This is a genomic window from Mesorhizobium sp. 01N446, from assembly GCF_056399285.1.
Map to the genome: position 1 here is coordinate 1,137,868 of NZ_JBFTRA010000002.1, position 24,541 is coordinate 1,162,408.

A 24,541-nucleotide genomic window follows, 5' to 3' on the forward strand; every position below is an offset into this window, starting at 1 on the left:
TTTGATCATGCGGCGGCGCGATCCGGCGCCCTGATGCTGGCGGCATCGATGGCCGCGAATTTGGTCAGCGTGCGTGCGATGGTCTCTCGCGCAATGTCGCGCACGATGAACACCAGCCGCGTGCGCCGGTCGGCCGACGGCCAGGCATCGAGCCGCACCGGCGGATGGAAGACATGCTGCACGCCGTGCAGCACCAGCGGCCGCTCCGGCTGCTCGGTGACATGCACCAGCCCCTTGAACCGCAGCAGGTCCTCGCCCTTCAGCGCCGCGACATAATCGAGCCAGCACGCGAAGGCCGCCCACTCGACAGGCTCGTCGATGACGAAGCTGTAGGACTGGATGCCATGGTGCGCGTGAGCATGGTGATGGCCGTGATGATGCGCGTGATCACGCGCGCAATCAGGATCGCATTCCTGCCCAGCCATCTCCAGCCAGGCCGCGATCTTGTCCGGCTCGGCCGCCGCGCCAACATGCCTGACATCGAGGATGTCGAAATCGGCCTCGCCATTATGCGCCAGGCTTTGCCTCGCCGCCGGCGCGAGGACTGCCAGCCGACGCTGCAACTCGCTCAGCGCTTCGGCCAAAACCAGGTCGGTCTTGGTCACCAGCAGCCGGTCGGCGACCGCCACTTGCTTGGCCGCCTCGGCATGGCGGTCGAGCGTCGACCAGCCATTCACCGCATCGACCGTGGCGACGACGCCGGCGACGTAGTAGCGGCCGGCGAGTTCCGGCTCGGCCATCAGCGTGTGCAGGATGGGGGCGGGATCGGCGAGCCCCGTCGTCTCGATGACGACGTGGGTCAGGTGAGGCGCCTCGCCGGCACGGCTGCGCCGGTCGAGCGCCATCAGCGTGGCCACCAGATCGCCGCGCACCGTGCAGCAGACGCAGCCATTGTCGAGCAGCGTGAACTGCTCTTCGCTGGCCTCGATCAGCAGATGGTCGAGCCCGATGGCGCCGAACTCATTGATGATGACGGCGGCCCCGGCCAGCGACGGCCGGCGCAGCAGCCGGTTGAGCACCGTGGTCTTGCCCGAACCAAGGAAGCCGGTCAGCACGGTCACCGGGATGGCGCGGTCAGCTCCGCTCATACACCACCCTCCCTTCGAACCAGGTGGTCAGCACCTTGGTGTCGGCGATCTCGTCGGCGGGCGTTTCCAGCACGTTGCGGTCGAGCTTGATGAAGTCGGCCGACTTGCCGATCTCGATCGAGCCGACCGTGTCGGCGAGCCCAATGGCGCGGGCCGAGTTGATGGTGAAGATTTCAAGCGCGGTGGCGACATCGAGCGCCTGTTCCGGCCACAGGGCGGCGCCCTTGAACGCGCCGCTCGGGTTGCGCCGCGTCACCAGCCCTTCGATGCCGTCCCACGGATCGGGATTGGGCATCACCGGCCAGTCGGAGCCGCCGGCAAGCAGCGCGCCGGCCTCGAGCAGATCCTTGTTCGGCCAGAAGCGTTGGGCCCGCGCGTCGCCCATCGTCTGCTTGTGGCCTTCGAGGAAGCTGGTCGGATACCACAGGAAAGGCGAGAGGTCGGCGGCAACGCCCAACTCGGCGAAGCGGGCAATGTCGTCGGGCGCGATATAGCTGGCGTGCGCGATGTGGTGGATCAGCTTCGTCGGCCCGTTGAAGGAGCGCACGACATCGATGGCGTCGAGCGCCTGGCTGACGGCTGCGTCGCCCGCGCAGTGGATCTTCACGCCGAGCCCGAGCTTCTCGCATTTGCCGACCCAGCGGATCAGCTCCGGCACGGTGACGATGGTCGAGCCGCGAAAGCAGCAGCCGAGGATCGGGTCGTCCGTATAGGGCTCGTGGAAGGCGGCGGTGCGCGCGCCCGGCACGCCGTCGAGGAATATCTTCACGAAATCCGGCTTCGCATGAACGCCGCGATAATTCTCGCGCAGCGCGATCAGCTCGTCGCCGGCAATGCCGAACATGAAGGACGGTTCGACCGCCGGCATGGCCGACACCGACCAGGCGCTCAGCTCGCCGCGATCATCAAGGCCTTTGAGCGCGGCCAGGATCGGCTGCATGGCGGCGGCGTCGAGGAAGGCAGTGACGCCATAGGAGTTGAGCGTGGCGATCGACCGCGCCATCGCCGCCCGGTCCATTTCCTCGGTGTAATGACCCGATCTGGCGATGGTGCTTTCGACGATGCCGGCGGCGGATTCGATCATCATGCCGGTTGGCGCGCCGGAAGCCGGGTCGCGGCCGATCGAGCCTTTTTCCGGATCGGGCGTAGTTGACGAAACACCGGCGAGGCGCAGAGCCTGCGAGTTGATCCACCTGTTGTGATAGGTGTCGTCGCGCAGCATCACCGGCCTGCCCTGGCTGGCACTGTCGAGCGCGGCCAGAGCCTCCAGCGTGTTCAGCTTCGGCAGGAGATCGCTGCCCCACTGGCCGCCGATGATCCATGCGCCCTCCGGCGCCTTGGCCGCCGCCTCGCCGACGCGCGCGATCAACGTCTCGAAGCTTGCGGTTGGCGCAAAGCGCAGTTCGAACAGCTCCGCCTGGCCGCCCATCATCAGATGCGCGTGCACGTCGACAATGCCGGGCATCAGCATGGCGCCGTCGAGATCGACGACGCGCGTCTGCGGCCCCGTCAGGCCGGCGACGGCATCCGTCTCGCCCACCGCCACGATGCGCCCGCCCTTGACGGCCACCGACGAGGCCCATGGCCGCTTGCGATCCAGCGTGTAGATGCGGCCATTGCTGAGAACCAGGTCGGCACTTCTGTCTGGCATGTCGTTTCTCTCCTCACCGCCGGTTGCGTGCGCGGACCGCTCCGGCATTTGGCATTGCGGGCGGCGCCACCTCAGGTGTTGCCGCTAAACCGCTTCCTGCCGTTGTTTTTGTTCCCGTGTCGGTTCACCATGTGAACCGATGTTTTGTATGTTATAGCCAGACTGCAAGGCGCTGAGACCGCTGTCAAGTTAATTCACACGCTAACTATCTACTAGTTAACACGATAAGTAAAATGGAGAACCCTGCAATGAGCACGGTCGGCAAGGCGATTTCGCTGCTGGAGCTTTTCACGCCGAAGGAGCCGGAGATCGGCCTCTCCGACATTGCCCGCAAGTCGGGCCTCGACAAGGCGACGGCGCGGCGCCTGCTGGTGGCGCTGGCCGAACACCGGCTGATCGAGCAGGAACCGCTGAGCCGCCGCTACCGCCTCGGCGCCGGCCTCTCCCGTTTGGCCCGCAGGCGCGACGCGCATCTGCCCTTCGTGCGCGTCGCCGCTCCCATCGTGCGCGAGCTGGCGCTGGAGACCGGCGAGACCGTGCACCTCTCCGAATTCAGCGCCGGCGCGCTGCTCACCGTGCATGTCGAGCTGTCGGCAAAGGCCAACCGCGTCAGCGTTGATGTCGGCCAGATCCTGCCGCTGCACGGCACCGCGTCCGGCATCGCCTTCCTCGCCTTTTCGCGCCCGCAAACCATCGAGGCGCATTTCGGCAGGCCGCTGACCGCCTTCACCCAGCACACCATGACCAGCCGCGACGCGGTGATGCAGGCCGTGCGGCTGGCGGCGACGCGCGGCTATTCGCGCAGCGCCGAGGGCTATGAGGAAGGCGTGCACAGTGTCGCCGCCCCCATCCTCGGCTCGGACGGTTTTCCGGTGGGGACGCTGGCGGTGGCCTCGCCGGTGTCGCGCATCGACGACGCGCTGGCCGACAGGCAAGGACAAGCCGCCCGCGAGGCCGGCGCCAGGATTTCCGCCCACCTCACCGGCGAACAATGGCATGCGTCCCTGCCGTTGCGGCAGAGATAATCATCCTGTCAAGTTCCGGCCAGCCGCAAGTCCGCGACAAGGTGGGAGGCTTCTTTGGAAGAGGAAACCGGAATGCACGCTGCGCGCAAATCGATCGCGTCAGATTTGTGCCGAAACTTGGATGGGGCGTGCAGTTTTGCGATTGCCCCGCGGAAGATATCTCCGGCGACCATCGGAGATTTCGGCCGCGCCGGAACCCCTACGCCGGCAGGGTCGGCTCGGTGTTTGGCTCCAGCGCCTCTTCCGCCTCATGCTCATCCGGCAGCACGTCGCCATGCACGCCCAGCGGCCGGCCGATCCAGACCGGATCGACCAGATGGTCGCGCTTGGGGTTCTCCGTGTTCGGGTGGATGAGGATGCTCAGGCCGCCATGGTTCAGCATCAGCCACGGAACCAGCGTGCCGAAAACCGCGTTGGCGAAGGAGACCTGGTACATGGCCTGGTCATGCGGGCCGACCTGTTTGTCATGCCAATTGCCCAGGCGCACGCGGAACCGCTCGCCGATGCGCAAACGCAGCCATTCGGCACGCTGCCGCTCGGCCGGCCCGTCGAAATAGATATGGGCGTGATAGCTGGCGATCTCGGCGAGCGACCTTGGACTGTCTTTGCTCATCTCAATGCTCTCCTCGCAGCGTGGCCAAGTGTCCAGCCATTCAGCCCAAGAACGAGGCTTTAGGCAAGGCCACCCGACTGCCCTGCCCCACCCGGCCGGGACGATCGGCCCCGGACAATCGGCCCAGGACAATCGGCAACGCCTGGACGCGGTTCTCATCGGGCAGGCATGCTCACGGGCTCGCGCCGCGAGGCTTTCCGGCCAGCGCGCACATCGTGTAACCTGATGATCCCCAGGGGAACATGACAAGATGAACATCGCCGAAACGCTGCCCTATCTGTCGTCGGCCGTTCTCGACCGCCTGGCGATCTCCACGCCTGAAATCGTCGACGAGATCGAACGCCAGATATCAGGCCAGAGGCGGGGCGAAGTCTGGTGCGCGCCGAAGGCAGCCGTGTGGCCGGGCGACGACCGCTACTTCATGGCCACGCTGGGCGTCGCCACCGTGCCGCCGGTGCTGGCCACCAAGTCGCTGGTGGTCAACCCGCGCAACGCCGCGCGCGGGCTGGCCACGCTGAATTCGCTGATCACGCTGCTCGACGCCGAGACGGGCCTGCCGCTGGCGCTGGTCGACGGCAATTGGGTGACGGCCAAACGCACGGCGGGCCTCAGCGCCGTCGCCGCCAGGCGCCTGGCAAGGCACGATACATCGTCCGTCGCCTTCATCGGCTGCGGGGTGCAGGCGCGTGGCCATTTGGAGGCATTCGCCGACCTCTTTCCCTTGCGCGAAATCCGCGCCTTCGGCCGGGGCAAAAGCAATCGCGACGCGCTGTGCGACATGGCGCGGTCGCGCGGCCTGGAAGCAATCCCCTGCGACACGGCAAGGGCTGCGGTGGAGGGGGCCGACATGGTGGTGTCGACGGTGACCCTGGTGCCCGAACCCGAACCGTTCCTCGACGCGAACTGGCTGAAACCGGGAAGCTTCGCCGCCATCACCGACCTGGCACTGCCCTGGCTGCCCGCAACGATGCGCCGCTTCGACCGCATCGTCATCGACGATCTGGAGCAGGAGAAGCAGATGCCCAAACCCTTGGTCGACGCAGCACTGGTCGCCGGCGACCTGACCGGCCTGGTCTGCGGCGACTTTGCGGGGCGGCAGAGCCCGGGGGAGACCACGGCGTTCGTGTTCCGGGGCATGGCCGTGGGCGATCTGGCGGTGGCGGGGTTGGTGTACATGCGGGCAAAGGCGGCGGGGGTGGTCTACTAGGAAATGGACAGGATCTCGAGTTCGCGCGACCCCAGCTGGACAACATCGCCCACGCTCTTGCCGATCAGCGCGATGGCGACCGGCGAACCATGCGAAATGGATGCTTGCGACGGGTTGGCCTCATCCTCGCCGACGATGCGGAAGGTCTGGGTGCGGCCATCATCACGCGCGAAGGTAACGGTGTGACCGAAGGCGATCACGTCATTGGACGTCGGCACCGGCATGAGCTGAGCCGTACGGACGCGCTCGGCATAATAGGTGACATCACGAACCGGAACCGCCGACTGCCGCCGCCTCTCGTTGACATCTTCCAGCACGCTGGCGGCCTCGAGCGCCTGCCGGGCACGAGCCAATTCGTCCCTCAGCATCTCGAGCCCCGCCTCGGTGACGAGGTTGATCCGATCGGAGATGGGGCGAGCCGGCAGGATGGTTTCCGATGCCGCCTCCGCACTTTCCTCCTTGGCAAAGGCTACGCTCAATGGGTCGCGACTCCGTGTCGAATGGTGTTGGTTAGGGGATAACCCATGGGGGGCGATAAAGCTGCAACAATTCGAGGGGTGGCTTTGGTGGAATGTCCAAAAAGGGTCGACGGCAGGTCTGCTCCCTTGCCCTCAATGGCCGGGACCGGACGGTCCTCTTGCGGCCAAAAGTTGCTGGACGGCAATGCGCCTCAAATCGGTCGTTCAGACCGGGGTGAAGTTCTTGAAAGCTGCCATTTGTATTGCTAGGAAGTAGAGCCGTAGTCGAGCCCATTGACCGGCCAACTTTGCATCAACAGAGAATGCTCAGAGATGTTCAGGATGGCCGAGATGGCGCGCCAGCTAGGGCTCGAGCCAGCCCGGGTCTTCTCCTATGTTCAGGCCAACACGGGTAGCTTGAGCTGGTTGGCGACCGCAATTGAATAGCCAAATTGTGCAAGCCGACGACAACGCTTTGACGAAAGCACATCGGGCGTGCTCAAGTATTCCGCTGCCACGGGAGGCGCGCGAAATTGATCTCATTTCCAATTTTTCAGTCACTTGAGGTGACGGGTTTTGGCCTTTATCCGGGCGTCACTGGGAATGGTCTTAGCATCTCCTTTACACCCGGTTTGAAGCTCGTCCTAGGTGCCAATGGGCTAGGGAAGACCACCCTAGTCACCATTCTCTATCGGCTGATGACGGGGCCATTCGATATTCCTGGGCTTACGACGCAGGGCGAGCTGGGAAACGTAAATCTGCAGCCGACAGCGCTTGCCGGATCTGCACGGTCTGTGTTCGCACAGCGGGTGAATGATGGCGCCAAAGACGGACGCGCTGCCCTAGTGATGTCCGTAGGCACAACGCTCATCAAAATCGAAAGACGGTTGAAGGATATGTCACTGGTGCTGTTCAGCATCGACGGCATTGCAAAAAAGCCTGACGAACCGACATTTCAATCGGAGATCTCCAAACTTATTGGAGTATGGTCGTTTGGGGATTGGATCCTACTGCTCCGCCACATGATCTTCTACTTTGAAGATCGCAGAGCCCTCGTTTGGGACCCTTCAGCTCAACGTCAGTTGCTTCGCTTCTTGCTCCTTCCACCTGAAGCCGCTCAGATATGGACCCAGAGTGAGCGAGAGATTCTCGAACTCGACAGCCGTATGCGCAATTTGCGATTTGCCGCATTTCGGGAGGAGCAGGCACTTGCCCAAGTGGAGACTAAGGCAAGAACCAGCGCCAGTGTGCGTGTCGAACTGAACACCTTAGAAGACCTGCAAAAATCCGACCTGAGCGCCCGTCAAAAGCTTGATGATGCTTTTGTGGAAATGGATCGGACACGGCGCAATGCCGTTCCTCAAGTCTCAGCAGGAGCGGGAGAGCCTGTATCGAGCTTATGAAAGAGCAAAACTTAGGGCCGTGGAAGCCCGATTTCCTAGTAAATCTGAGAGTGCACGCTATATCCTTGAGCAGCTTTTCACTGAGGCGGAATGCCTGGTGTGTGGTCATCATACGCCGGAGGCTCAGGCGACACTCGAGCAGCGTATTGCCGACAGTCGTTGCGTCGTATGCGGGTCCGATCTCGCGGATCACGACCATCAGAGCCCAGGTCATCGTCTTGCAGATCGCCGCGTGAAGAAGGCGGAGGTCGACCTTCATTCCTTCGAGCCCGAGCTGGCTGAAGCGACACTCCAGCGCGACGTCACGGAGAAAGCGTTTCGTGCGGCCACCGTTGAATTAGCAGAACTAGACCTGCAGATTGCCGACCGTACCGCAAGAATAGACGCCTTGGTTAAGCGGCTTCCGCCCGCTGAAGCAGAAATCCATAAGCAGCGGTCTGAGCTCGCATCCATGCGGTCCCGAGTGGAAGGGTTAATACTCGAACTCAGTTCTAAGCGTGATACGTTTCGAACATTCGTAGCTCGTCAAAGCAGAGACTTGGTCAAGCGGTCTGACGAAATACAAACAGCATTCATGAAGTACGCTGGTGGTTTTTTACTTGAATCCGTGCAACTAATTTGGTCGCCACAGAAAGCCAGACTCGGACAGACAGGCGAGGCTATTGAATTCCCAGCGTTTGAGCTGGAGATGACTGGTGCAAACTTCGCATCGCCTGTTCGTAGGACCGGGCCAGAGCAAGTGTCCGAAAGCCAGCGGGAATTTATCGATCTGGCGTTCCGCATGGCGCTGATGTCGGTAGCGAGCAACAGCGGGCACGGCAGTTTGGTAATCGACGCTCCAGAAGCTTCTCTTGACGCGATTTTCGTTACGCGTGCCGCAGATGTTCTGGCGAAGTTCGCCAGCGCCGACGGCGGCAACCAACTGACGATCACATCGAATTTGGTCGAGGGACAGCTCATCCCCGAATTGCTAATTCGGTCTGCCCCGAGCGGAGACCGGCTTTCACGCGTCGTAAACCTCTTTGATATCGCGGAACCAACGGCCGCCGTTCGAGAGCGCCGGGCAGACTATGACGCGGTGATGCACGGGCTAATGGCTAAGGTGGAGCCCAAAACTAAAGCAAAACCCAGGGTAGCCAAAGCTGGGAGGAGAAAATGAGCGAGCACGTAGATTCGCTCAGGAGGCGGGTCAGACTAGTTTTGCTGCTTGACGCTGCAGAGGCGGCTGGCATTAGTCCAATGAAGATACTGCGACTTCATGCCTTTGCTTACCTGTCTAATGTTCTAGCGCCGGTCTGGGACATGCCGATCCTCGATGAAGAAGTGTTAAAGCGACGCGGTGGACCATTTTATCCAGAGATGCAACACGATCTTGATCGGCTGGTGGGGCTGGGTGTGGCAGTCGTCTCTGGCGTTGGACATGTCCAGGATGAGAATAAGCGGTGGCGCCTTGAGGGGTCATACCGGCTGAACCGCAAGTTCGCCGATGCAATTCTGCGAAGTTTGACAGCTTTTCCTGAGGAATCCCGACTGGGAGAATTCATCAGGGAATTGGGCTTTGCGCTCTCCGCCTTGAGTGATGGTGAATTGGATGTGGCGTTCAGTCAGGACGCCACCTACTCGGACCCCATGGTCGCGACAGATAATGTCGTGAACTTCGCCAAGTACCGCGACAACTACAGCGCCAATGCCGCTGAACGGTTCGAAGACGTGCTCACGTCCGGCTACGCCTCGCCTGGCGAAAAACTGCACATGTACGTTAGGCACCTCCACCGGAGAATTAACGGTGGTCGATGAGAACATGAACGTCGGCCCTTGGTCGGACGCCGATTTTAAGGGTACAGCACTTGCGGAGCGAGGCGTCGGCGTCGAAGTTGGGTTGCCTTCGGCTCTGCGCTTTCGATCCAATGTTGCAAAACTAGTGCGACGAAGGCTTGCGGTGGGTGGCATGGAAGCAGATCCGACGGCGCCGGCGATCTTTCTTATGTTGCCGACGCCACCCTCTTCCGCGGGCGATACCAAACGAGTTCCAATGCTCGACAACGGACAGTCCGAACTTTCGGGCAGGCTCTGGTTTGTTGGCCCGAGCCCATCTTCTGGTCGCTATGTTCACTGTTCGGCCGAAGACGACGACGCCCTGTTTACTTTGGTCGAAACCATGAGCTTGGGCGACGTCGAGGCGATTGTCTTTGACCCACGTGTTCCTTCGGAGCTCCGCCACTATTCAAAGGGACTCAATCTTGCCGACGAATGCAGCTTGATTCAGATCAGTTCAGTCGAGGTTACGCTCGAAAGTGTAGTTGAGGCAGTCGAAAAAACCTATCGACAGAAGATGATCACGCCCGATGCTCAACCTAAGGAGGCCCCCCTTTGGGCCAATGAAGGCAAGGCGTGGCCCAAGCACAATGCCGAAGGCCTGGTGCAGATGTACTTGGAAATTGCGCTAGTTACGGCTTTCCCTACCTGCATTATTCGACCTGAACAGGGGATGCCTGAGGGGCGACTGGATATCGAAATTGTGGAACAGGACCCCTTAGATCGGAGTATCGAGCAGCAGCACGGACTTCTGGAATTGAAGGTCCTGCGAAGCCGCGGAGCCACTGGCAGACCCTATACAGACAAATTCAGTAAGGATTGGATCAAGTCAGGTGTCGAGCAGGCTTCTGAATATCGTGATCGCAAAGGTGCAAAATGGAGCGCGCTTTTCTGTTTCGATATGCGTGCCGACGATGTGGGAGAAGCAAAGTGCTTTCTTCACGTCAAAAAAATGGCTGCCGAATTGGGCGTTCATCTGAGGCGCTGGTACATGTACTCGTCGTCGGCGAAACTCAGGAGCGCGTCAGTAGCCAAGAAGCTCACCCGCGCTTCCTAAGCTTCAGTAGCGTTTCTGAGAGCTCAGCGTTGCCTCCCTGCTGTGGGGAGAGTCGCATTGATCGAAAAGGCTCATTGCCAACGACTTCCCAGCCCAAATCTGCAGCGAACTGGGCTAAGATCGTAGCCGAGCCGATGTGCACGCCAGCGTATCGGCTGTCGCCGATCACAATCCAACAGCTCCCACCGGGTGAAAGCGATGTGCCCGTGACGTCGAGTATTTTCAGCATATCGGCGAAATAGCCGCCGACCATTTCCGGAATGCGCCGATCCCAAAGCTCAGAGCGTTTGTCGACCAGTTGGACCATAGCAATCTCCAGATCGGGCGATCCGCTGGGGTGCTTTTCAAAGGCGCGCGAGATCTGAACATGGGAGGTAAGAGTGGACTCTCTTAGCACCCGATTAGCTGTTGTGCCGGCGAGGTAGCCCAGCATCCACAGTTCCACATTATAGACGTCGGTATAGTCGAACGAGTTGGGATATGGCGGTGAGAACACAGCCAAGTCCCAGGGCCCATGACCGGACAAGGCTATGCGGCTGTCACCGCGGACCAGTGTGTAGTCGCTAACCTTGCGGCGGGCATAACGGTGGATATCGCTGATCGCCGTCTGGCACGCGGCGAAAAACAATTCGTCGACTTCACGCGGATCACGGCGCTTGGATTCCCAACCGCGGCGGTAGCGCCGACCCTTGCCAGAAATGACAACATTGCTGAGTTCAATTAGTCGCCCCCCAAGAAGCACCTTGAACAGCGTCCGGTGCTTGATGGTTTCGAGCGATAGAATTGCCGAAAAAATCGCAGCGATGCGTGCTGCGATTTCAGCATCGAAAATCCAGCGTCCATTAATACCAGGCTCAACAAAGGTAGGGGGCAAGTGACCGAGCACTTGCAGGTCGCCCTGATCGACCGATACGGCGCTGGCAATTCGACCAAGATCATTGGCCAGCACATCGGCGTCATAGGTCTCAAGCTTGGCCTGGATAAGATCGCCAAGAAACGGATTTACTTCAGCAGTTGTGGGCCTCACGCCCAGAAATTGGCACGCCAGTGCTGTCGTCCCGGAACCGCCAAATGGGTCAAGGCACGATGCAACAGGAATTTCGCTGTCAACTAGAGCCTGAGCGATCAACTCGGGAGCGAACGCTTCCTTGAAATGGCGCCACGTTTGAAACGGCAGCTCATCGGCTCCAGCATTCGTGCCGAAGGAGGCGATTGATCGTCCTTTTGTCCAGTCTTCGAACGAAACGAACATGCTTGCCCCGACCATTCCGCCAGTCAGATGAAGATCTGTCTCGGCTGTCGCGCTATTGGCCACTCACAGGCGTTTCATCTAGCTTAAGCATTCAGTCTGCGTAGAAAATATTCGGTTTTCGTCGCCGACACGCGATCTTAGCGCAGGTATGCGCTTTTCGCGTCACACTGTTGTGATCTGGTTCCTATTTGCAACGCCCAATCAGATGCTCGACAGCGTCCCGGCCATCGCGGTCACCTCGCACTAACCCAACAAAAGCTAAACCACCATGCTCTTCGGGAACGATGCGCAAGTTAGATGTCTGCTAACAAGTGCCGTCCGCCAAAAGCTGCCAGTCCACACCCTGCCCCTACCAAGACGCTAAACGGTGGCGGCGAAACGCCTACCCCCCCGCCAATCGCGGCAGCAGAAAAATCTCCGCGCCCTCCGGCAGCCTCTTCGACCAGGTATCCCGATAAATCACCCCGTCGATCGCAACCGCAATCCCGCGATCGATCCACGGCTCGAAGCCGGGATACTGTTCAGCCAGTTTCCTGAACAGTTCCCTGATATCCTTGGCCTCGACCTCGACCTTGCTCTTGCCGCCGGCGAGCTGGCCGAGCGCGCCCCAGAGGGTGACTTCGACCATTACGGCAAGAACCTCATCGTGCCCTACTCTCCCCGTTCCGCCTCGATCGCCGCCAGGATGCGCGGCGGCGACATCGGGATGTGGGTCATGCGCACGCCGGCCGCGTTCGACACCGCGTTGGCGATCGCCGCCAGCGGCGGCACGATCGAGGTTTCGCCGACACCGCGCACGCCATAGGGGTGGTTGGGGTTGGGGATTTCCAGGATCTGCGTGTCGATCATCGGCAGGTCGGAGCAGACCGGGATGCGGTAGTCGAGGAAGCCGGCGTTCTGCAGCCTGCCGTCCTTGCCGTAAATATACTCCTCATTGAGCGCCCAGCCGATGCCTTGCGCGGCACCGCCCTGGTACTGGCCCTCGACATAGGTCGGGTGCACCGCCTTGCCGGCATCCTGCACCACCGTGTAGCGGATCACCCTGGTCGCGCCCGTCTCGGGGTCGACCTCGATGTCGCATATATGGGTGGCGAAGGAGACGCCGGCGCCGTCGGCGACGAGTTCGCTGTGGCCGGCGATCGGCCCGCCGGTCTTGCCGGATTCGGCCGCGATTTCCTTCAGCGACAGTTTTCCGAGATTGCCGTGCTTCTCGCCCTTGGCCACCGCATGGCCCTGTTCCCAGATCACGTCGTCGACGGAAATGTCCCACATCTGTGCTGCGCGCTCACGCAGGATCTTGATCGCGTTGCGGGCGGCCGAGATGGTCGCCATGGAGGAGGAGAAGGTGCCGCGGCTGCCGTCGGTCATGTCGTTGTAACCGAGGGAGGAGGTGTCGGCGACGATCGCCTTGAGCTGGCTGTAATCGATGCCGAGTTCCTCCGCCGCCACCAGCGACAGCGAGGCGCGGGAGCCACCGACATCGACCGTGCCGACGGCCAGCGACACCGAGCCGTCCATGCCGATGTTGAGGTCCACGCAAGTCTGGCCGCCGAAGTTGAACCAGAAGCCGCAGGCCATGCCCCTGCCCTGGTTTTTCTTGAGCGGCGCCTTCATGTGCGCATGGTTCTTCACCGCTTCCAGCGTCGGGCCGATGCCGATCGGCCCATAGACCGGGCCGTAGGACGAGCGCGTGCCTTCCTGCGCGGCGTTCTTGATGCGGAAGTCGACCGGGTCCATGCCGAGCTCCTTGGCGAGCTCGTCGACCGCACTTTCCACCGCGAAGGCCGCCATCGGCGCCGAGGGCGCGCGATAGGCCGCGGTCTTCGGCCGGTTGACCAGCACTTCGTAGCCGACGGTCTTGACGTTATCGAGCTTGTAGCAGGCGAACGCCGTCATGGCGCCGATCTCGGCCCAGGAGCCGGCATAGGGGCCGCAGGAATAGCGCAGCGTCGCTTCGGCGGCGGTGATGGTGCCGTCCTTGCGGGCGCCGATCTTGACGTCGATCGAGGTGGCGCTGGTCGGCCCCGAGGCGCGAAAGACCTCGTCGCGGGTCATCACCAGCTTCACCGGGCGGCCTGCTTTCCGCGACAGCGCAAGCGCCACCGGCTCGGCCCAGACATGGGTCTTGCCGCCGAAACCGCCGCCGATTTCGGACGAAGTGACACGCAGCTTCGAGGCTTCCATGCCGAGCAGCTGGGCGCAGTGCTGGCGGTAGACGAAATGGCCCTGGGTGCAGACCCAGAGATCAGCGGTGCCGTCGGACGAGACGCTCGCCACGCAGGCATGCGGCTCGATATAGCCCTGGTGCGTCTGCTCGGTCTTGAAGGAGCGTTCGACGATGAAATCGGCGTGGCCAAAGCCCTGGTGGACGTCGCCATGGCCGAACTGGCTGCGCTTGGTGACGTTGGAGGGTTTTACCGGCTTTTCCTCCAGGCCCTCGGTGAAGATCGTGTCGTTGATCAGCGGCGCGTGGTGCTGCATCGCCTCGTCGACATCGGTGACATGCGGCAGGATCTCGTACTCGACCTCGATCAGCTTCAGCGCCTGCCTTGCCGTGCGGGCATCTATCGCCGCGACAGCCGCTACCGCATGGCCGTCATAGAGCGCCTTGGTGCGCGCCATGCAATTGTCGAGAATGTCGTACATGGCGGCATCGCCATTGGTGAGGTCGGGCAGGTCTTTCGCCGTGATCACCGCCTTCACGCCATTCAGCTTCTCCGCCTTCGACGTGTCGATCTTCCTGATGACCGCATGCGCGTGCGGGCTGCGCAGCACGCGGCCGACCAGCTGGCCGGCCATGTTGAAGTCGGCGCCGTAGCGGGCGCGGCCCGTCACCTTGTCGACGCCGTCGGGGCGGATGGGGCGCGTGCCGACGGAGGCGAATTTACGTCCGGAAAAACGGGGATCGAAATTCATCTTCAGGCTCCCTTCATCACGATGGCCGCGTCCTGGACGGCGCGCACGATCTTGTCATAGCCGGTGCAGCGGCAGAGGTTTCCGGCCAGGCCGAAGCGGATCTCCTCTTCGGTCGGGTCGGGGTTTTTCGCCAAAAGGTCCTTGGCCGCGATCAGGAAGCCCGGCGTGCAGATGCCGCATTGCAGGGCGGCATGCTCGAGGAATTTCTGCTGCAGCGTGTGCAGCTGGTCGCCATGCGCCATGCCTTCGACGGTCTCGATGCGCCGGCCTTCGGCCTCGGCGCCAAGCACCAGGCACGAGCAGACCAGCCGGTCGTCGAGGATGATCGAGCAGGCGCCGCAGTCGCCGGTGCCGCAGCCTTCCTTGGCGCCGGTCAGGCCGAGCCGGTCGCGCAGCACGTCGAGCAGCGTCTCGTCGGGCTGGCAGAGATATTCAAGCGTGTCGCCGTTGATTGTCGTCGAAACTGCAATGCCAGCCATCATTTGCCTCCTGCACGTGCGTAGGCGGTCGTGGCGGCACGCCTGGCCAGCACACCCGCGACTTTCCGTCTGAATTCGATGGTACCGCGCTTGTCGTCGATGGGGCGGCAAGCGCCGGCGCAGACTTTTGCCAGCCGCTCGAGTGCTGCCTCGTCCAGCTTCCTGCCGATAAGCGCCTCGGCGGCCTCCTCGACCAAAAGCACCGTCGGTGCGGCGGCGCCCAGCGCCACGCGGGCTGCCGTGACGACGCCATGCTCGTCGATCGTCAGGTTCACCCCGGCGCTGACCACGGCGATGTCCATCTCGGTGCGCGGAATGAAGCGCAGGTAGGCATCGCCCGAACGCGGCGCTTTGCTGTCGAGCAGGATCGCCTCGATGATCTCGCCCTTCGCGAGCGAGGTCTTGCCCGGCCCGACCGGCACGGCCTCGACGGGGATGGTGCGCTTGCCCGAAGGCCCGGCGATCACCGCCTTGGCACCCGCGGCCACCAGCGCCGGAACGCTGTCCGCGGCCGGCGAGGCGTTGCACAGATTGCCCGTGATGGTGCAGCGACCCTGCACCTGCTTCGAGCCGATCAGCTTGGCCGCCTCGACCACGCCGGGCCATGCCTTCTTCAGGGCGGCGTTCTCGCCCAGCACGGCGCAGGGAACGGCGGCCCCGATGCTGAACCCCTCGGCCGTTTCGCGGATTTCACTGAGACCGGCGATCGACTTGATGTCGATGATCAGGTCGGGCTCGACAAAGCCCCCCTTCATCCTGACCAGCAGGTCGCTGCCTCCGGCCAGAATGGCTGCCGTTCCAGCCGATCCGGCCAACTGGCCGACGGCATCTTCGATTGAAAGCGGACGTATGTAGCGCATCGTCTCCCCTTGGATATCGCGATTTCAGCGACCGTTATAAACACTCTCCTCATAATGGCTATCCGGTTCGTCATTTGCGACGATTGGTCCAGCCGCCGCGAAATCCAGTCCCAAATCGACCGGAATTGCCCTACCAGTGCATGTCGCCCAGAACTGTGCAGCGGCTTTGCGACAACGACATGCGCAGGGATCAAGACAGGCCCGCGGCCGGGTTCTCGAAAAATTTGAGAGCCCGTGTCGGACTGGTCAAGCCCCATTCGTCCTTGGGACATCGAACAGGCATCATGAAAGGACAAGATATGCCCGGCACCGTACGTTTGCACCGCGTTCTCACCACCAGCCCGGAAAAGGTCTATCGCGCCTTCGTCGAAGCCGACGCGCTGGCGAAATGGCTTCCGCCGAATGGCTTCACCTGCACTGTCGATCATCTCGAGGCCAAGGTCGGCGGGACGTTCAAAATGTCCTTCCGCAACTTCACCACGGGCGGCAGCCATGCCTTCGGCGGCGAATATCTAGAACTCGTGCCGGCCGAGCGCCTGCGCTACACCGACAGGTTCGACGATCCCAATTTGCCCGGCGAGATCCAGGTGACGGTGACCTTGAAAAAAGTCTCGGTCGGCACCGAAATCGACATCATCCAGGCCGGCATCCCCGACGTCATCCCGGTCGAGGCCTGCTATCTCGGCTGGCAGGAATCGCTTCGCAACCTGGCAAAGCTGGTCGAGCCGGAGATCAACCAGTAAGGCCAGTCCAGAAACCGCGCAGCGCCGCCGTCGATGACATGCCCATCGGCGGCGGTCGTGCATTGCGGGCCTTGACCATGCAATCGCGTGCATGAAATCCTCCCGGCCCAAAGGGAGGGTTTTCATGCGACATCTGCTGGTCGTGCTGTCCGCCTTGATGCTGGCGACCTCTGCCGAAGCCAGGACCATCTACTACGGCAACAAGGTGGGAATGGAACTTACCATCGTCAAAAAGTCAGGCATCGGGTCAGAGCACGCCAGCATCCTGGCCAGACACGACAGGCGCAAGGCCGGCGTCTACTGCCGCGAATATGGCCACGATTTCTACAAGGCGTGCATTGACGCGGAAATGAAGTCGCCCCTGCACTTCGAGATCACCGCCAACTGCAAGACCGGCAAATTTACCACCTTCTATGGCGCCAACATGCTGTTCCAGGGCCGCAACAAGGGCACGCAGGTGACGACGGACTATCTGATCACATCGATCGACGACAATGTGGTGCTCGATGGCTCGGGCGCCTCGTCATACGATGTCACGCTGGACCAGTTCAAAGCGCTCTGCCCCAATCGCGTCCGCTAGCGGCGTTTGCGACACTGCGCCGATCGCAACAAACGGAGGGTGGAACCGCGTGACCCTGACCAACCGGGACATCGTCGAACTGACCGAATGGCGGCGCAAGCTGCACCGGCAGCCGGAAATCTCCAACGAGGAGGAGAAGACGGCGAAAGAAGTCGTCTCCTTCCTCGCCGACACCGGGCCGGACAAGGTCCTGACGGGCCTCGGCGGGCATGGTGTCGCGGCCGTCTATGACAGCGGCAAGGCCGGTCCGACCGTGCTGTTCCGCTCCGAACTCGACGCGCTGCCCATCGAGGAACTCTCGGGCGTGCCGCATGCCTCGCAAGTGCCGGGAAAATCGCATATGTGCGGCCATGACGGTCACACCGCGATCCTGGCGGCCCTTGGCCGGCAGTTCGGACGCGAGCGCCCGGCCAGCGGCCGCGTCGTGCTGGTGTTCCAGCCGGCGGAAGAGACCGGCAATGGCGCCGCCGGCGTCGTCGCCGACCCACGCTATGGCGAGATCGCGCCGGACTTCGCCTTCTCGCTGCACAATCTGCCCGGCGTGCCGTTCGGCGAGGTCAGGCTGAAACCCGGCGTGGTCAACTGCGCCTCGCGCGGCATGCGCATCGTGCTGGAGGGCAAGACCGCGCATTCCTCCATGCCCGAGACCGGCATCTCGCCGATGCCGGCGATCAGCGAGCTGATGCCGGCGCTTCCCGCGCTCGGCCGCGCCACTTTCGCCGACGACGATTTTTCCATGGTCACCGTCACCCATGCCGCGATGGGCGAAGCCGTGTTCGGCATAGCGCCCGCTCATGCCGAGGTATGGGCGACCTTGCGCACCCGCCGCGACGAGCGCATGGCGGATCTCTGCGCCGCCGCCGAATCCCTGGTCAAGGACATCGCCGGCCTGCACCGCCTCGCCGCGCGCTTTGATTATCACGAGATCTTCGTCGCCAGCGTCAACGCCCCGGACGCGGTGGAGCATCTGCAGCGCGCGCTCGACGAAGAAGGCGTCGTGCACGGGCAGGAAGCCCTGCCGATGCGCGCCTCGGAGGATTTCGGCCTGTTCGGCCACAGCGCCTCATCGGCGATGTTCTTCCTCGGCGCCGGCGAACGGCACCCTTCCCTGCACAATCCGGATTATGATTTTCCCGACGACCTGATCCCGATCGGCTCGAGGATCTTCATGCGCACGGCGCGCAATCTGCTGGGGTGAATTCGCCCGCCTTTGTCACGCGGATCTGAGGAAGGGGCGTTTGTGGACGCCCCGCTTTGCCTGGAAATTCGCGGCGGGAACCGGACGGCCGACGCGAAAGCCCTGAATCTTGTCGATGCCGAACTCGCGCATCAGCGCGATCTGCTCGTCGGTTTCCACGCCTTCGACCAGGATCTGGTGGCCGCGATTGCGCACCAGCGCGATGATGTCCTGCAGCATGGCCATGCCCTTCGGCGTGCCGCAATCGTGCAGGAACGAGCGGTCGATCTTGACCGTATCGAAATCGATCAGACGCAGCCACGACAGGCCGGCGAAGCCGGTGCCGAAATCATCAAGCCAGATCTTGATGCCGAGCAGCTTCAGGTCGCTGATGCAGCGCAGGATGTCCGAATGCATCTCCATCTCGAGCCCTTCGGTGATTTCGAAGGCCAGCCTGTTGCCGGTCACGCCCGTCTCGCCCAGTATGGTCGCGACGGACGCGGCGAAACCAGGCGTCTTGAGCTGGATCGGCGAGACATTGACGCTGACGAGAGGAACATGATCGTCCGCCAGCAGCTCGGCGCACACCGTCCGTATCGCCCAGCGGCCGAGTTCCAGGATCGCGCCGGTGCGTTCCGCCACGGGAATGAACAGGCTCGGCGGCACCAGGGTTCCGTCCAGCATTTTCAGGCGCATCAGCGCCTCCACCGCCTCGACACGGCCTGACACGACATCCTGGATGGGCTGATAGACGAGTGAAACGAGGCCCTGGCCGATCGCGATCTTCAGCAGCGCCGCGAGGTTCTCGCTCTCGTCGCTGCTCTGCGGATCGGTCGGGTCGAACAGCCGGGCGCAATTGCGCCCGCCAGCCTTGGCCAGATAGAGCGCGCGATCGGCCTCGTGGATGATCTTTTCCAGCTTGGCGCCGGCCTGCGTCCTGGTGAATGCAGCGCCCACGCTCGCTGTCACGATCGAGACCCCATCGCGCCTGAGCTCGTGGGTGATCGCCAGGTTCTCCACCGTGCGGCAAATGGCTTCCGCCAGCTCCGTGACCTGATCCTTCTTGTCCATGCGGGCGAGCACGATGAACTCTTCGCCGCCATAGCGCCCGATCGAGCCATTGTAGTTCTTGATCAGGTCGCTCAGCGCATTGGCGACATGGATCAGGCAGCGGTCGCCTTCCTGGTGGCCGTAGCAGTCGTTGAACTTCTTGAAGAAGTCGACGTCGATGAGGATGGCCGCGAACTTGCTGCCAAGCCTTTGCCAGTCGCTCCAATAATCGCGCAGCTTCTCGTCGATCGCGCGCCGGTTCTCCAGCCCCGTGAGCGGATCCGTCCGTGACAGTCTGAGCAGGGCCTTGCCGCGTTCGGTGGCTTCCTTGTGCTGGATCTTGGCTTCCAGCGCGTTCAGGAAGACGTTGTAGCGCTCCTCATTCAGCTTCCAGTTCACGTAGGAGGTGAAGGTGAAGCACGAAACATAGAAGGTGCCGAACACCATCTTGTATGTCAGCGACGCCGGCAGGAAATAGTTCACCAGGTACAGGATGCACAGGATGATCGTCGACGTTATGATCGACACTTTGAAACTGAACGTGAAAAATAGATTGGCACTCATCATGAAAATGGTGCCGAACACCATGTAGTAGGCGACGCTTTCCTTGTTGGCGCCGAGGGATGCCGGGAACAACCAGCCTATATAGCCGAAGATGATCGCCGCGGCGCAGGTCACGTCGAGCCACTCCGTCGCCGCGCCGCGGCGAAGCTGTGCCTCCAGGGTCAGCAGGGCGGTCAGTCCGACCGCGAAGCGCGCTGTGATCGTATAGGCAGCCACGTCAGGTATCAGCAGCAGGTCCGATACCGAAAACAGCACATAGATGACGACGGCGATCCAGAGCCCGGGCCTGGCGTCTTTCCTTCGCTTCGCCAGGGCTTCGGCGCGGTAAAGGATGCGCAGTTCAGCCGCGCCCAGTTCCTGGCGCGGATCATACGGTTCCACATCCGCCGTATCGGCCAATCTGGATGACGCGCGTTCGTTCACAAGCCCCTGCGAAAGGGGGTTTTGCGCTCCGAATTCTTTTCCAACTTCTGCCCCCACGCAGGACGACTCCTTGGGACGCGACACGATTGCCATGCGGTAAAATGCAGTGGCGCGAGACAAGTTTGCGTTAACTCGACCCCAGATTCTTATCTGCAAGATCGCTAATAAATTGAGATGGTTAGCGGGAAATTAATCATAACAATAAAATGCGTCCCAAGCGCCGTTGGCAAATGGAGCATTCTACGCAATAAGTTAACTGACTGTTAACCAAGGAGTCCTGGTGTGCAAACCGTGTTTGATGGCCAAAGCCTGATCACCGCCGAGATCATCGCCGGTAGTCTGCCCCGGGGTAAGCTCGATCATCACGGCGAAGAGTTCGAAACCGCCCGCGCGGAACTGGCGCTCATCCTGCACGCGACACAGCAGCAGATCGAGCAGCAAAAATTTCCCGCGGAGATCGTTCGCCGGCTGTTGTCGCTGCTCAGCGGGTTGCGGGCCAAGGTGCATCCCGACGTCTGGCAGGCCTTGATACCGGTGGCGCAGAACCACCCGATCCTGAAGTATTTTCTCGAGGATCCGCTGACGCACTGGTCCTTCACCAAGCCCAGGGGCTATTCCGGCGACGCGCAACTGCTCGACTACATCTATTGCGACCCGCACGTGGCCGAGAGCGTGGCCAGCGCCTCGGAGATCGGCAAGGCGCTTTACAGCCATACCCAGAACGTCCCGTCATGCGTGGCGGCACGCGAACGGCGCGATCTTCTGACCCGCTATGTCGATGAGGCGGCGGCCAAAAACGGACCCGAAACCGAGGTGCTGGCGATCGCTGCCGGCCATCTGCGCGAAGCCAACCGTTCCGTCGCCTTGGCCGAGGGCCGCCTCAAGCGCTGGGTCGCGCTCGACCAGGATCCGCAGAGCGTCGGGCTGATCGCACGCGACTTCCAGGGCACCGCGGTCGAGGCCGTCGACGGCTCGGTGCGGACCGTGCTGACGCGGAGCCACAAGCTCGGCAAGTTCGATCTCATCTACGCCTCGGGCCTCTACGACTACCTCCAGCACAACGTCGCGGTGAAACTCACCAAGACCTGCCTGCAGATGCTGAAGCCGAACGGCACATTCCTGTTCGCCAACTACGCCGAGGGCACTCCCGACGCCGGCTACCGGGAAACCTTCATGGACTGGGTGCTGCTACTGCGCTCGGAGGTCGACATGTGGAACATCGTCAACGCCAGCGTCGACCGCAACGCCGTCGAGGCCAAGGTGTATTTTGGCGAGAACCGCAATGTGCTGTACGCGGTGATCGAAAAGCGCGGGTAAGGCGGGCGAGCATCCGGCGAGCGGCCTGCGTCAAGTGTTGCAGCCGATCGCAGCGGGCGGACAACGATTGGATAGCCGGTTCAGGAACCGGCCATCCCCCTGATGTTCCTTGCCAGCGCCAGCCCGGCATCGTCGGCGACATGGCCGATCGTCACGGATGAAGCTGATCCGCCCGTCCCGCCATTCCAGCCACATTGCCATGCTTCTGCTTGCCATGCGCAGCTCAAACCGCGCGTATCCTTTCAGGCGATACATCCGCGGTTTCAGCAACCTTGAAAGCCTCCTTGTCGAAAAGGCGCTGGGCCTTCTTTAGGGTGGGATCAGAACCCTGAACAATGCAGGGGAATTGAGCGGCCATTCGCCCCGCCATTGGCGATGCCGTTGGGCGACGCCGCCATCTCGTCGTCGCGCACGGCAATCAGCGCCGGTCCGTAGCGTGAGCGCATCAAGACACGGATGCCACCCGGATGGATTGCCGCGCCAAAACCCATGCTCAGCACACTGCCGCCCCATCGGTATCGCGCAGCCGCGAATCTGTGCTAAGCCGCCGCCCGATCAACCAACCAAAGGACGACACCCGTGAGCGAACTGACCGTGGCCGAGGCGACCGAGAACATCTATGCCTCGCTCCGCGCGGACAATGCCGAGATCGCTGGCACGAGAGGGGCTGAAACAGGCGGTGTTCGATCCAACCAAGTTGGCGCAGAGCAACCGCTCGGGCCGTAAGTTGATGCAGGCCTATTTTCGTCAGCGCGGCGTGAGTGTGAGCTTTTCGGAGTAGTGTCGAGGCTGCCGGTGATGCCGGCTCCCTTGCGCCTGAGCGTGTCGAGACCGTTGGCCGATGCCGCCATGCAGAGCCACGAGCGGGCGTCAAGCGAGATGGTCTTGCGTCCGACAAGACAGCCTACCTGACCTTGATGACGACCTTGCCCTTGGCGCGTCCTGTTTCGACATAGGCCAGAGCCTCGTTGGTCGCTTCGAACGGAAATATCCGGTCGACAACCGGGCGGATCGCTCCGGATTCGACGAGCGCGCTGATCTTGCCCAGCTGGTTACCTTGCGCCCACATGAACAGGAACGAGAAGCTCACGCCATGGCGCCTGGCTCTGGACCGGATAGCCCGGCTCAACAGGCGCAGCACCAGCCTCAGCACCGGGTTCAGTCGCTTCTCCCTGGCGAATTCGGGATCCGGCGGGCCGGAGATGGAGATGAGCTTGCCGCCCGGCTTGAGCACGTTGAGCGATTTCTCAAGCGTCTTGGCATCCTGGCTGTTCAGGACGACGTCATAGCCAGACAGGACTTTCTCGAAATCGTCTTTCCTGTAGTCGACCACGACATCGGCGCCGAGACTTTTAACTAGATCGGCACTCCCGGCGCTCGCCGTTGTCGCCACAAGCGCGCCGAGCTGCTTTGCCAGTTGGATGGCGAATGTGCCGACGCCGCCGGAGCCGGCCTGGATGAAGACCTTCTGCCCCTTCTTCAGGCCCGCCCTTTCGATGAGCGCCTGCCAGGCGGTCAAGCCGACAAGCGGGATCGAGGCCGCCTCCTCCATGCTGAGATTTTTGGGCTTCAGCGCGACGTCGGCTTCGTCCATGGCGATGAATTCGGCGAACGCCCCGATGCGTCCATCGCGCGGCCGCGCATAAACTTCGTCGCCGGGTTTGAACCTGCGGACTTTCGAGCCCACGCGGATGACCTTGCCGGCCACGTCGTGGCCGAGGATGAAAGGCCGGCGATAGGGCAGGATGAGCTTGAACTCTCCGGTTTTGACCTTGGAATCGATCAGGTTCACCCCAGCGGCATGAATCTCGACCAGGACGTCGCTGTCCCCGACTTCCGGTTCCGGCATCTCGGCCAACCGCAGAACGCCCTTCTTGCTGTATTTGTCGACGACGAATGCCTTCATGGCAGTGACTTTCTGAAACTGATTATGGGGTGTCGCACGGGCACGCCTCGCCGTCGTTCAAACCGGCAGGCGGAACTGCTTGCGCAAGGTCTTGTCGAACATCTCGGCGGGCGCGAAGCGGCGCAAGAGACTGACCTGCCGCGCCGCCTTGCCGGCGGTGTAGCGCCGTCGCGGACGGACATCTGTCGCGGCCCTGACGACCACCTCCGCCACCACTTCCGGCAGATCGGCTTTGGGCATCACATCGGCAAGCAGCGCCTTGAACCCGGCTCGCGCCCGGTCGTATTCCCTCAAGAGAGAATCCGGCTCGATGCCGTTCTGGTCAAAGACGGTACGCACGAATGCCGGCTCGATGACCGAGACGCGAACATTGAAGGCACGCACCTCGTGATCAAGCGATTCCGAATAGCCCTCGAGCGCGTGCTTGACGGCCGAGTAGTGCGCTGAGTATGGCGCGGGTACCAATCCCAGAATCGAGCCGATGTTGATGATGCGCCCTTCGCCGCGCTGCCGCATCGACGGCAACACCGCATTGGTCATGCGGATGACGCCGAACAGATTGACGTCGAACAGGGCCTGCACCTGTTCGATCGAGAACTCCTCGGCGCCGCCAAGCATGCCGATGCCAGCATTGTTGACAAGCACGTCGATCCGGCCGGTCTTCGAGAGCACTGTCGTGACCAATGCAGCGACGGCCTCACCGTCGGTCACGTCGCAAGCCAGCATGGTCACCCCGTCCGGCCCGTTGCTGGCCTTACGGCTCGTACCGAAGACAGTAAACCCTGCCCGCACCAGCGCCTCGGCACTGGCGCGGCCGATGCCCCCGGAGGCTCCGGTTACAATCGCTGTCTTTGCGGAATTCATTGCCATGTCACGCTCCAAAGCCGCGAGGGCTAGCTTTTTCTCATTGATTGAATTACACTCATAATATCAAATTACGAACATAATGCAATAGCT

General features: G+C 62.1%; 23 protein-coding genes and 1 pseudogene. 11 read left to right on the forward strand and 13 right to left on the reverse strand.

The genetic code is table 11. The features are described from left to right. Nucleotides 1–5: 5 nt before the first annotated feature. Both AC1DPX_RS13900 and AC1DPX_RS13905 read right to left on the reverse strand, forming a co-directional pair. Nucleotides 6–1,088 (reverse strand): CobW family GTP-binding protein, encoded by a 1,083-nt coding sequence (locus AC1DPX_RS13900; protein ID WP_477237346.1) that lies wholly within the window; start codon nucleotides 1,086–1,088, stop codon nucleotides 6–8. After that, nucleotides 1,075–2,739, reverse strand: coding sequence for an amidohydrolase (locus AC1DPX_RS13905; protein ID WP_477237348.1), 1,665 nt, complete (start codon nucleotides 2,737–2,739; stop codon nucleotides 1,075–1,077). Before AC1DPX_RS13905 ends, AC1DPX_RS13900 begins: the two co-directional genes overlap by 14 nt. A gap of 248 nt (nucleotides 2,740–2,987) precedes the next feature. Between AC1DPX_RS13905 and AC1DPX_RS13910 the strand changes: the two genes are divergently transcribed. Further along, nucleotides 2,988–3,764: an IclR family transcriptional regulator gene (locus tag AC1DPX_RS13910; protein WP_477237350.1), complete on the forward strand. Its 777-nt coding sequence runs from the start codon at nucleotides 2,988–2,990 to the stop codon at nucleotides 3,762–3,764. 199 nt (nucleotides 3,765–3,963) lie between these two features. On the opposite strand, the gene AC1DPX_RS13915 is transcribed toward AC1DPX_RS13910, so the two are convergent. After that, nucleotides 3,964–4,377, reverse strand: coding sequence for a DOPA 4,5-dioxygenase family protein (locus AC1DPX_RS13915; protein WP_202358517.1), 414 nt, complete (start codon nucleotides 4,375–4,377; stop codon nucleotides 3,964–3,966). 250 nt (nucleotides 4,378–4,627) lie between these two features. Here AC1DPX_RS13915 and AC1DPX_RS13920 point away from each other — a divergent pair, with 250 nt between their 5' ends. Next, nucleotides 4,628–5,584: an ornithine cyclodeaminase family protein gene (locus AC1DPX_RS13920; RefSeq protein ID WP_477237352.1), complete on the forward strand. Its 957-nt coding sequence runs from the start codon at nucleotides 4,628–4,630 to the stop codon at nucleotides 5,582–5,584. On the opposite strand, the gene greA is transcribed toward AC1DPX_RS13920, so the two are convergent. Then, nucleotides 5,581–6,063: a transcription elongation factor GreA gene (gene greA, locus AC1DPX_RS13925; protein WP_477237354.1), complete on the reverse strand. Its 483-nt coding sequence runs from the start codon at nucleotides 6,061–6,063 to the stop codon at nucleotides 5,581–5,583. The two genes, AC1DPX_RS13920 and greA, sit on opposite strands and share 4 nt — an antisense overlap. 512 nt (nucleotides 6,064–6,575) lie before the next feature. Here greA and AC1DPX_RS13930 point away from each other — a divergent pair. The 4 genes from AC1DPX_RS13930 to AC1DPX_RS13945 are packed head-to-tail and all read left to right on the forward strand — an operon-like array spanning nucleotide 6,576 to nucleotide 10,317. After that, nucleotides 6,576–7,445 (forward strand): hypothetical protein, encoded by an 870-nt coding sequence (locus tag AC1DPX_RS13930; protein WP_477237356.1) that lies wholly within the window; start codon nucleotides 6,576–6,578, stop codon nucleotides 7,443–7,445. Continuing rightward, nucleotides 7,393–8,604 (forward strand): hypothetical protein, encoded by a 1,212-nt coding sequence (locus tag AC1DPX_RS13935; RefSeq protein WP_477237358.1) that lies wholly within the window; start codon nucleotides 7,393–7,395, stop codon nucleotides 8,602–8,604. Before AC1DPX_RS13930 ends, AC1DPX_RS13935 begins: the two co-directional genes overlap by 53 nt. After that, nucleotides 8,601–9,242, forward strand: a complete 642-nt coding sequence (locus tag AC1DPX_RS13940; RefSeq protein ID WP_477237360.1) for a hypothetical protein — start codon at nucleotides 8,601–8,603, stop codon at nucleotides 9,240–9,242. Before AC1DPX_RS13935 ends, AC1DPX_RS13940 begins: the two co-directional genes overlap by 4 nt. Further along, the gene (locus AC1DPX_RS13945) at nucleotides 9,232–10,317 is read left to right on the forward strand and encodes a hypothetical protein (protein WP_477237362.1); all 1,086 of its coding nucleotides are present in this window, start codon (nucleotides 9,232–9,234) and stop codon (nucleotides 10,315–10,317) included. The genes AC1DPX_RS13940 and AC1DPX_RS13945 overlap by 11 nt, the downstream gene beginning before the upstream one ends. On the opposite strand, the gene AC1DPX_RS13950 is transcribed toward AC1DPX_RS13945, so the two are convergent. From AC1DPX_RS13950 to AC1DPX_RS13970, 5 genes are all read right to left on the reverse strand, one after another. Beyond that, nucleotides 10,301–11,569 (reverse strand): hypothetical protein, encoded by a 1,269-nt coding sequence (locus AC1DPX_RS13950; protein WP_477237364.1) that lies wholly within the window; start codon nucleotides 11,567–11,569, stop codon nucleotides 10,301–10,303. The genes AC1DPX_RS13945 and AC1DPX_RS13950 overlap by 17 nt on opposite strands. A gap of 382 nt (nucleotides 11,570–11,951) precedes the next feature. After that, complete coding sequence (locus AC1DPX_RS13955; protein WP_477237366.1) at nucleotides 11,952–12,197, reverse strand: MoaD/ThiS family protein; 246 nt, start codon at nucleotides 12,195–12,197, stop codon at nucleotides 11,952–11,954. A 23-nt stretch (nucleotides 12,198–12,220) separates the two neighbouring features. Beyond that, on the reverse strand, nucleotides 12,221–14,485 hold the full coding sequence (locus AC1DPX_RS13960) for a xanthine dehydrogenase family protein molybdopterin-binding subunit (protein ID WP_477237368.1): 2,265 nt from the start codon (nucleotides 14,483–14,485) through the stop codon (nucleotides 12,221–12,223). A gap of 2 nt (nucleotides 14,486–14,487) precedes the next feature. Beyond that, nucleotides 14,488–14,964, reverse strand: coding sequence for a (2Fe-2S)-binding protein (locus AC1DPX_RS13965; protein WP_202358513.1), 477 nt, complete (start codon nucleotides 14,962–14,964; stop codon nucleotides 14,488–14,490). Further along, the gene (locus AC1DPX_RS13970) at nucleotides 14,964–15,824 is read right to left on the reverse strand and encodes an FAD binding domain-containing protein (RefSeq protein WP_202358512.1); all 861 of its coding nucleotides are present in this window, start codon (nucleotides 15,822–15,824) and stop codon (nucleotides 14,964–14,966) included. The genes AC1DPX_RS13965 and AC1DPX_RS13970 overlap by 1 nt, the downstream gene beginning before the upstream one ends. A 299-nt stretch (nucleotides 15,825–16,123) precedes the next feature. Here AC1DPX_RS13970 and AC1DPX_RS13975 point away from each other — a divergent pair, with 299 nt between their 5' ends. From AC1DPX_RS13975 to AC1DPX_RS13985, 3 genes are all read left to right on the forward strand, one after another. Then, the gene (locus AC1DPX_RS13975) at nucleotides 16,124–16,567 is read left to right on the forward strand and encodes an SRPBCC family protein (protein WP_202358511.1); all 444 of its coding nucleotides are present in this window, start codon (nucleotides 16,124–16,126) and stop codon (nucleotides 16,565–16,567) included. A gap of 124 nt (nucleotides 16,568–16,691) precedes the next feature. Further along, entirely contained in the window at nucleotides 16,692–17,147 is a 456-nt protein-coding gene (locus AC1DPX_RS13980) for a hypothetical protein (RefSeq protein WP_477237370.1), read from the forward strand. Between the two features lie 49 nt (nucleotides 17,148–17,196). After that, entirely contained in the window at nucleotides 17,197–18,345 is a 1,149-nt protein-coding gene (locus tag AC1DPX_RS13985) for an amidohydrolase (RefSeq protein ID WP_477237372.1), read from the forward strand. A gap of 15 nt (nucleotides 18,346–18,360) precedes the next feature. On the opposite strand, the gene AC1DPX_RS13990 is transcribed toward AC1DPX_RS13985, so the two are convergent. Beyond that, nucleotides 18,361–20,454, reverse strand: a complete 2,094-nt coding sequence (locus AC1DPX_RS13990) for a putative bifunctional diguanylate cyclase/phosphodiesterase (RefSeq protein WP_477237374.1) — start codon at nucleotides 20,452–20,454, stop codon at nucleotides 18,361–18,363. A gap of 189 nt (nucleotides 20,455–20,643) precedes the next feature. On the opposite strand from AC1DPX_RS13990, the gene AC1DPX_RS13995 reads away from it, so the two are divergent. Beyond that, entirely contained in the window at nucleotides 20,644–21,678 is a 1,035-nt protein-coding gene (locus tag AC1DPX_RS13995) for a class I SAM-dependent methyltransferase (RefSeq protein ID WP_477237375.1), read from the forward strand. Nucleotides 21,679–21,998: 320 nt separating this feature from the next. On the opposite strand, the gene AC1DPX_RS14000 is transcribed toward AC1DPX_RS13995, so the two are convergent. Then, nucleotides 21,999–22,169 carry a hypothetical protein gene (locus AC1DPX_RS14000; RefSeq protein WP_477237377.1) on the reverse strand — a complete coding sequence of 57 codons (171 nt, stop codon included), beginning with the start codon at nucleotides 22,167–22,169 and terminating at the stop codon, nucleotides 21,999–22,001. 88 nt (nucleotides 22,170–22,257) lie between these two features. On the opposite strand from AC1DPX_RS14000, the pseudogene AC1DPX_RS14005 reads away from it, so the two are divergent. Next, a pseudogene (locus tag AC1DPX_RS14005) lies at nucleotides 22,258–22,459 on the forward strand (hypothetical protein). Nucleotides 22,460–22,582: 123 nt separating this feature from the next. Here the strand turns inward: AC1DPX_RS14005 and AC1DPX_RS14010 are convergent. Both AC1DPX_RS14010 and AC1DPX_RS14015 read right to left on the reverse strand, forming a co-directional pair. Then, the gene (locus tag AC1DPX_RS14010) at nucleotides 22,583–23,584 is read right to left on the reverse strand and encodes an NADP-dependent oxidoreductase (RefSeq protein WP_477237378.1); all 1,002 of its coding nucleotides are present in this window, start codon (nucleotides 23,582–23,584) and stop codon (nucleotides 22,583–22,585) included. 57 nt (nucleotides 23,585–23,641) lie between these two features. Next, nucleotides 23,642–24,454, reverse strand: coding sequence for an oxidoreductase (locus AC1DPX_RS14015; RefSeq protein WP_202358505.1), 813 nt, complete (start codon nucleotides 24,452–24,454; stop codon nucleotides 23,642–23,644). Nucleotides 24,455–24,541 lie beyond the last annotated feature (87 nt).

Excerpts from the sequence above, each read along its gene's own strand:
- AC1DPX_RS13950 (WP_477237364.1), bottom strand. The coding sequence starts at position 11,569 with ATGTTCGTTTCGTTCGAAGACTGGACAAAAGGACGATCAATCGCCTCC.
- AC1DPX_RS13935 (WP_477237358.1), top strand. The coding sequence starts at position 7,393 with ATGCCGTTCCTCAAGTCTCAGCAGGAGCGGGAGAGCCTGTATCGAGCT.
- AC1DPX_RS13960 (WP_477237368.1), bottom strand. The coding sequence starts at position 14,485 with ATGAATTTCGATCCCCGTTTTTCCGGACGTAAATTCGCCTCCGTCGGC.
- AC1DPX_RS13990 (WP_477237374.1), bottom strand. The coding sequence starts at position 20,454 with ATGGCAATCGTGTCGCGTCCCAAGGAGTCGTCCTGCGTGGGGGCAGAA.
- AC1DPX_RS13910 (WP_477237350.1), top strand. The coding sequence starts at position 2,988 with ATGAGCACGGTCGGCAAGGCGATTTCGCTGCTGGAGCTTTTCACGCCG.
- AC1DPX_RS13980 (WP_477237370.1), top strand. The coding sequence starts at position 16,692 with ATGCGACATCTGCTGGTCGTGCTGTCCGCCTTGATGCTGGCGACCTCT.
- AC1DPX_RS14015 (WP_202358505.1), bottom strand. The coding sequence starts at position 24,454 with ATGGCAATGAATTCCGCAAAGACAGCGATTGTAACCGGAGCCTCCGGG.
- AC1DPX_RS14000 (WP_477237377.1), bottom strand. The coding sequence starts at position 22,169 with ATGGGTTTTGGCGCGGCAATCCATCCGGGTGGCATCCGTGTCTTGATG.
- AC1DPX_RS13975 (WP_202358511.1), top strand. The coding sequence starts at position 16,124 with ATGCCCGGCACCGTACGTTTGCACCGCGTTCTCACCACCAGCCCGGAA.
- AC1DPX_RS13905 (WP_477237348.1), bottom strand. The coding sequence starts at position 2,739 with ATGCCAGACAGAAGTGCCGACCTGGTTCTCAGCAATGGCCGCATCTAC.
- AC1DPX_RS13940 (WP_477237360.1), top strand. The coding sequence starts at position 8,601 with ATGAGCGAGCACGTAGATTCGCTCAGGAGGCGGGTCAGACTAGTTTTG.
- AC1DPX_RS14010 (WP_477237378.1), bottom strand. The coding sequence starts at position 23,584 with ATGAAGGCATTCGTCGTCGACAAATACAGCAAGAAGGGCGTTCTGCGG.
- AC1DPX_RS13965 (WP_202358513.1), bottom strand. The coding sequence starts at position 14,964 with ATGGCTGGCATTGCAGTTTCGACGACAATCAACGGCGACACGCTTGAA.
- AC1DPX_RS13900 (WP_477237346.1), bottom strand. The coding sequence starts at position 1,088 with ATGAGCGGAGCTGACCGCGCCATCCCGGTGACCGTGCTGACCGGCTTC.
- AC1DPX_RS13920 (WP_477237352.1), top strand. The coding sequence starts at position 4,628 with ATGAACATCGCCGAAACGCTGCCCTATCTGTCGTCGGCCGTTCTCGAC.
- AC1DPX_RS13955 (WP_477237366.1), bottom strand. The coding sequence starts at position 12,197 with ATGGTCGAAGTCACCCTCTGGGGCGCGCTCGGCCAGCTCGCCGGCGGC.
- AC1DPX_RS13970 (WP_202358512.1), bottom strand. The coding sequence starts at position 15,824 with ATGCGCTACATACGTCCGCTTTCAATCGAAGATGCCGTCGGCCAGTTG.
- AC1DPX_RS13915 (WP_202358517.1), bottom strand. The coding sequence starts at position 4,377 with ATGAGCAAAGACAGTCCAAGGTCGCTCGCCGAGATCGCCAGCTATCAC.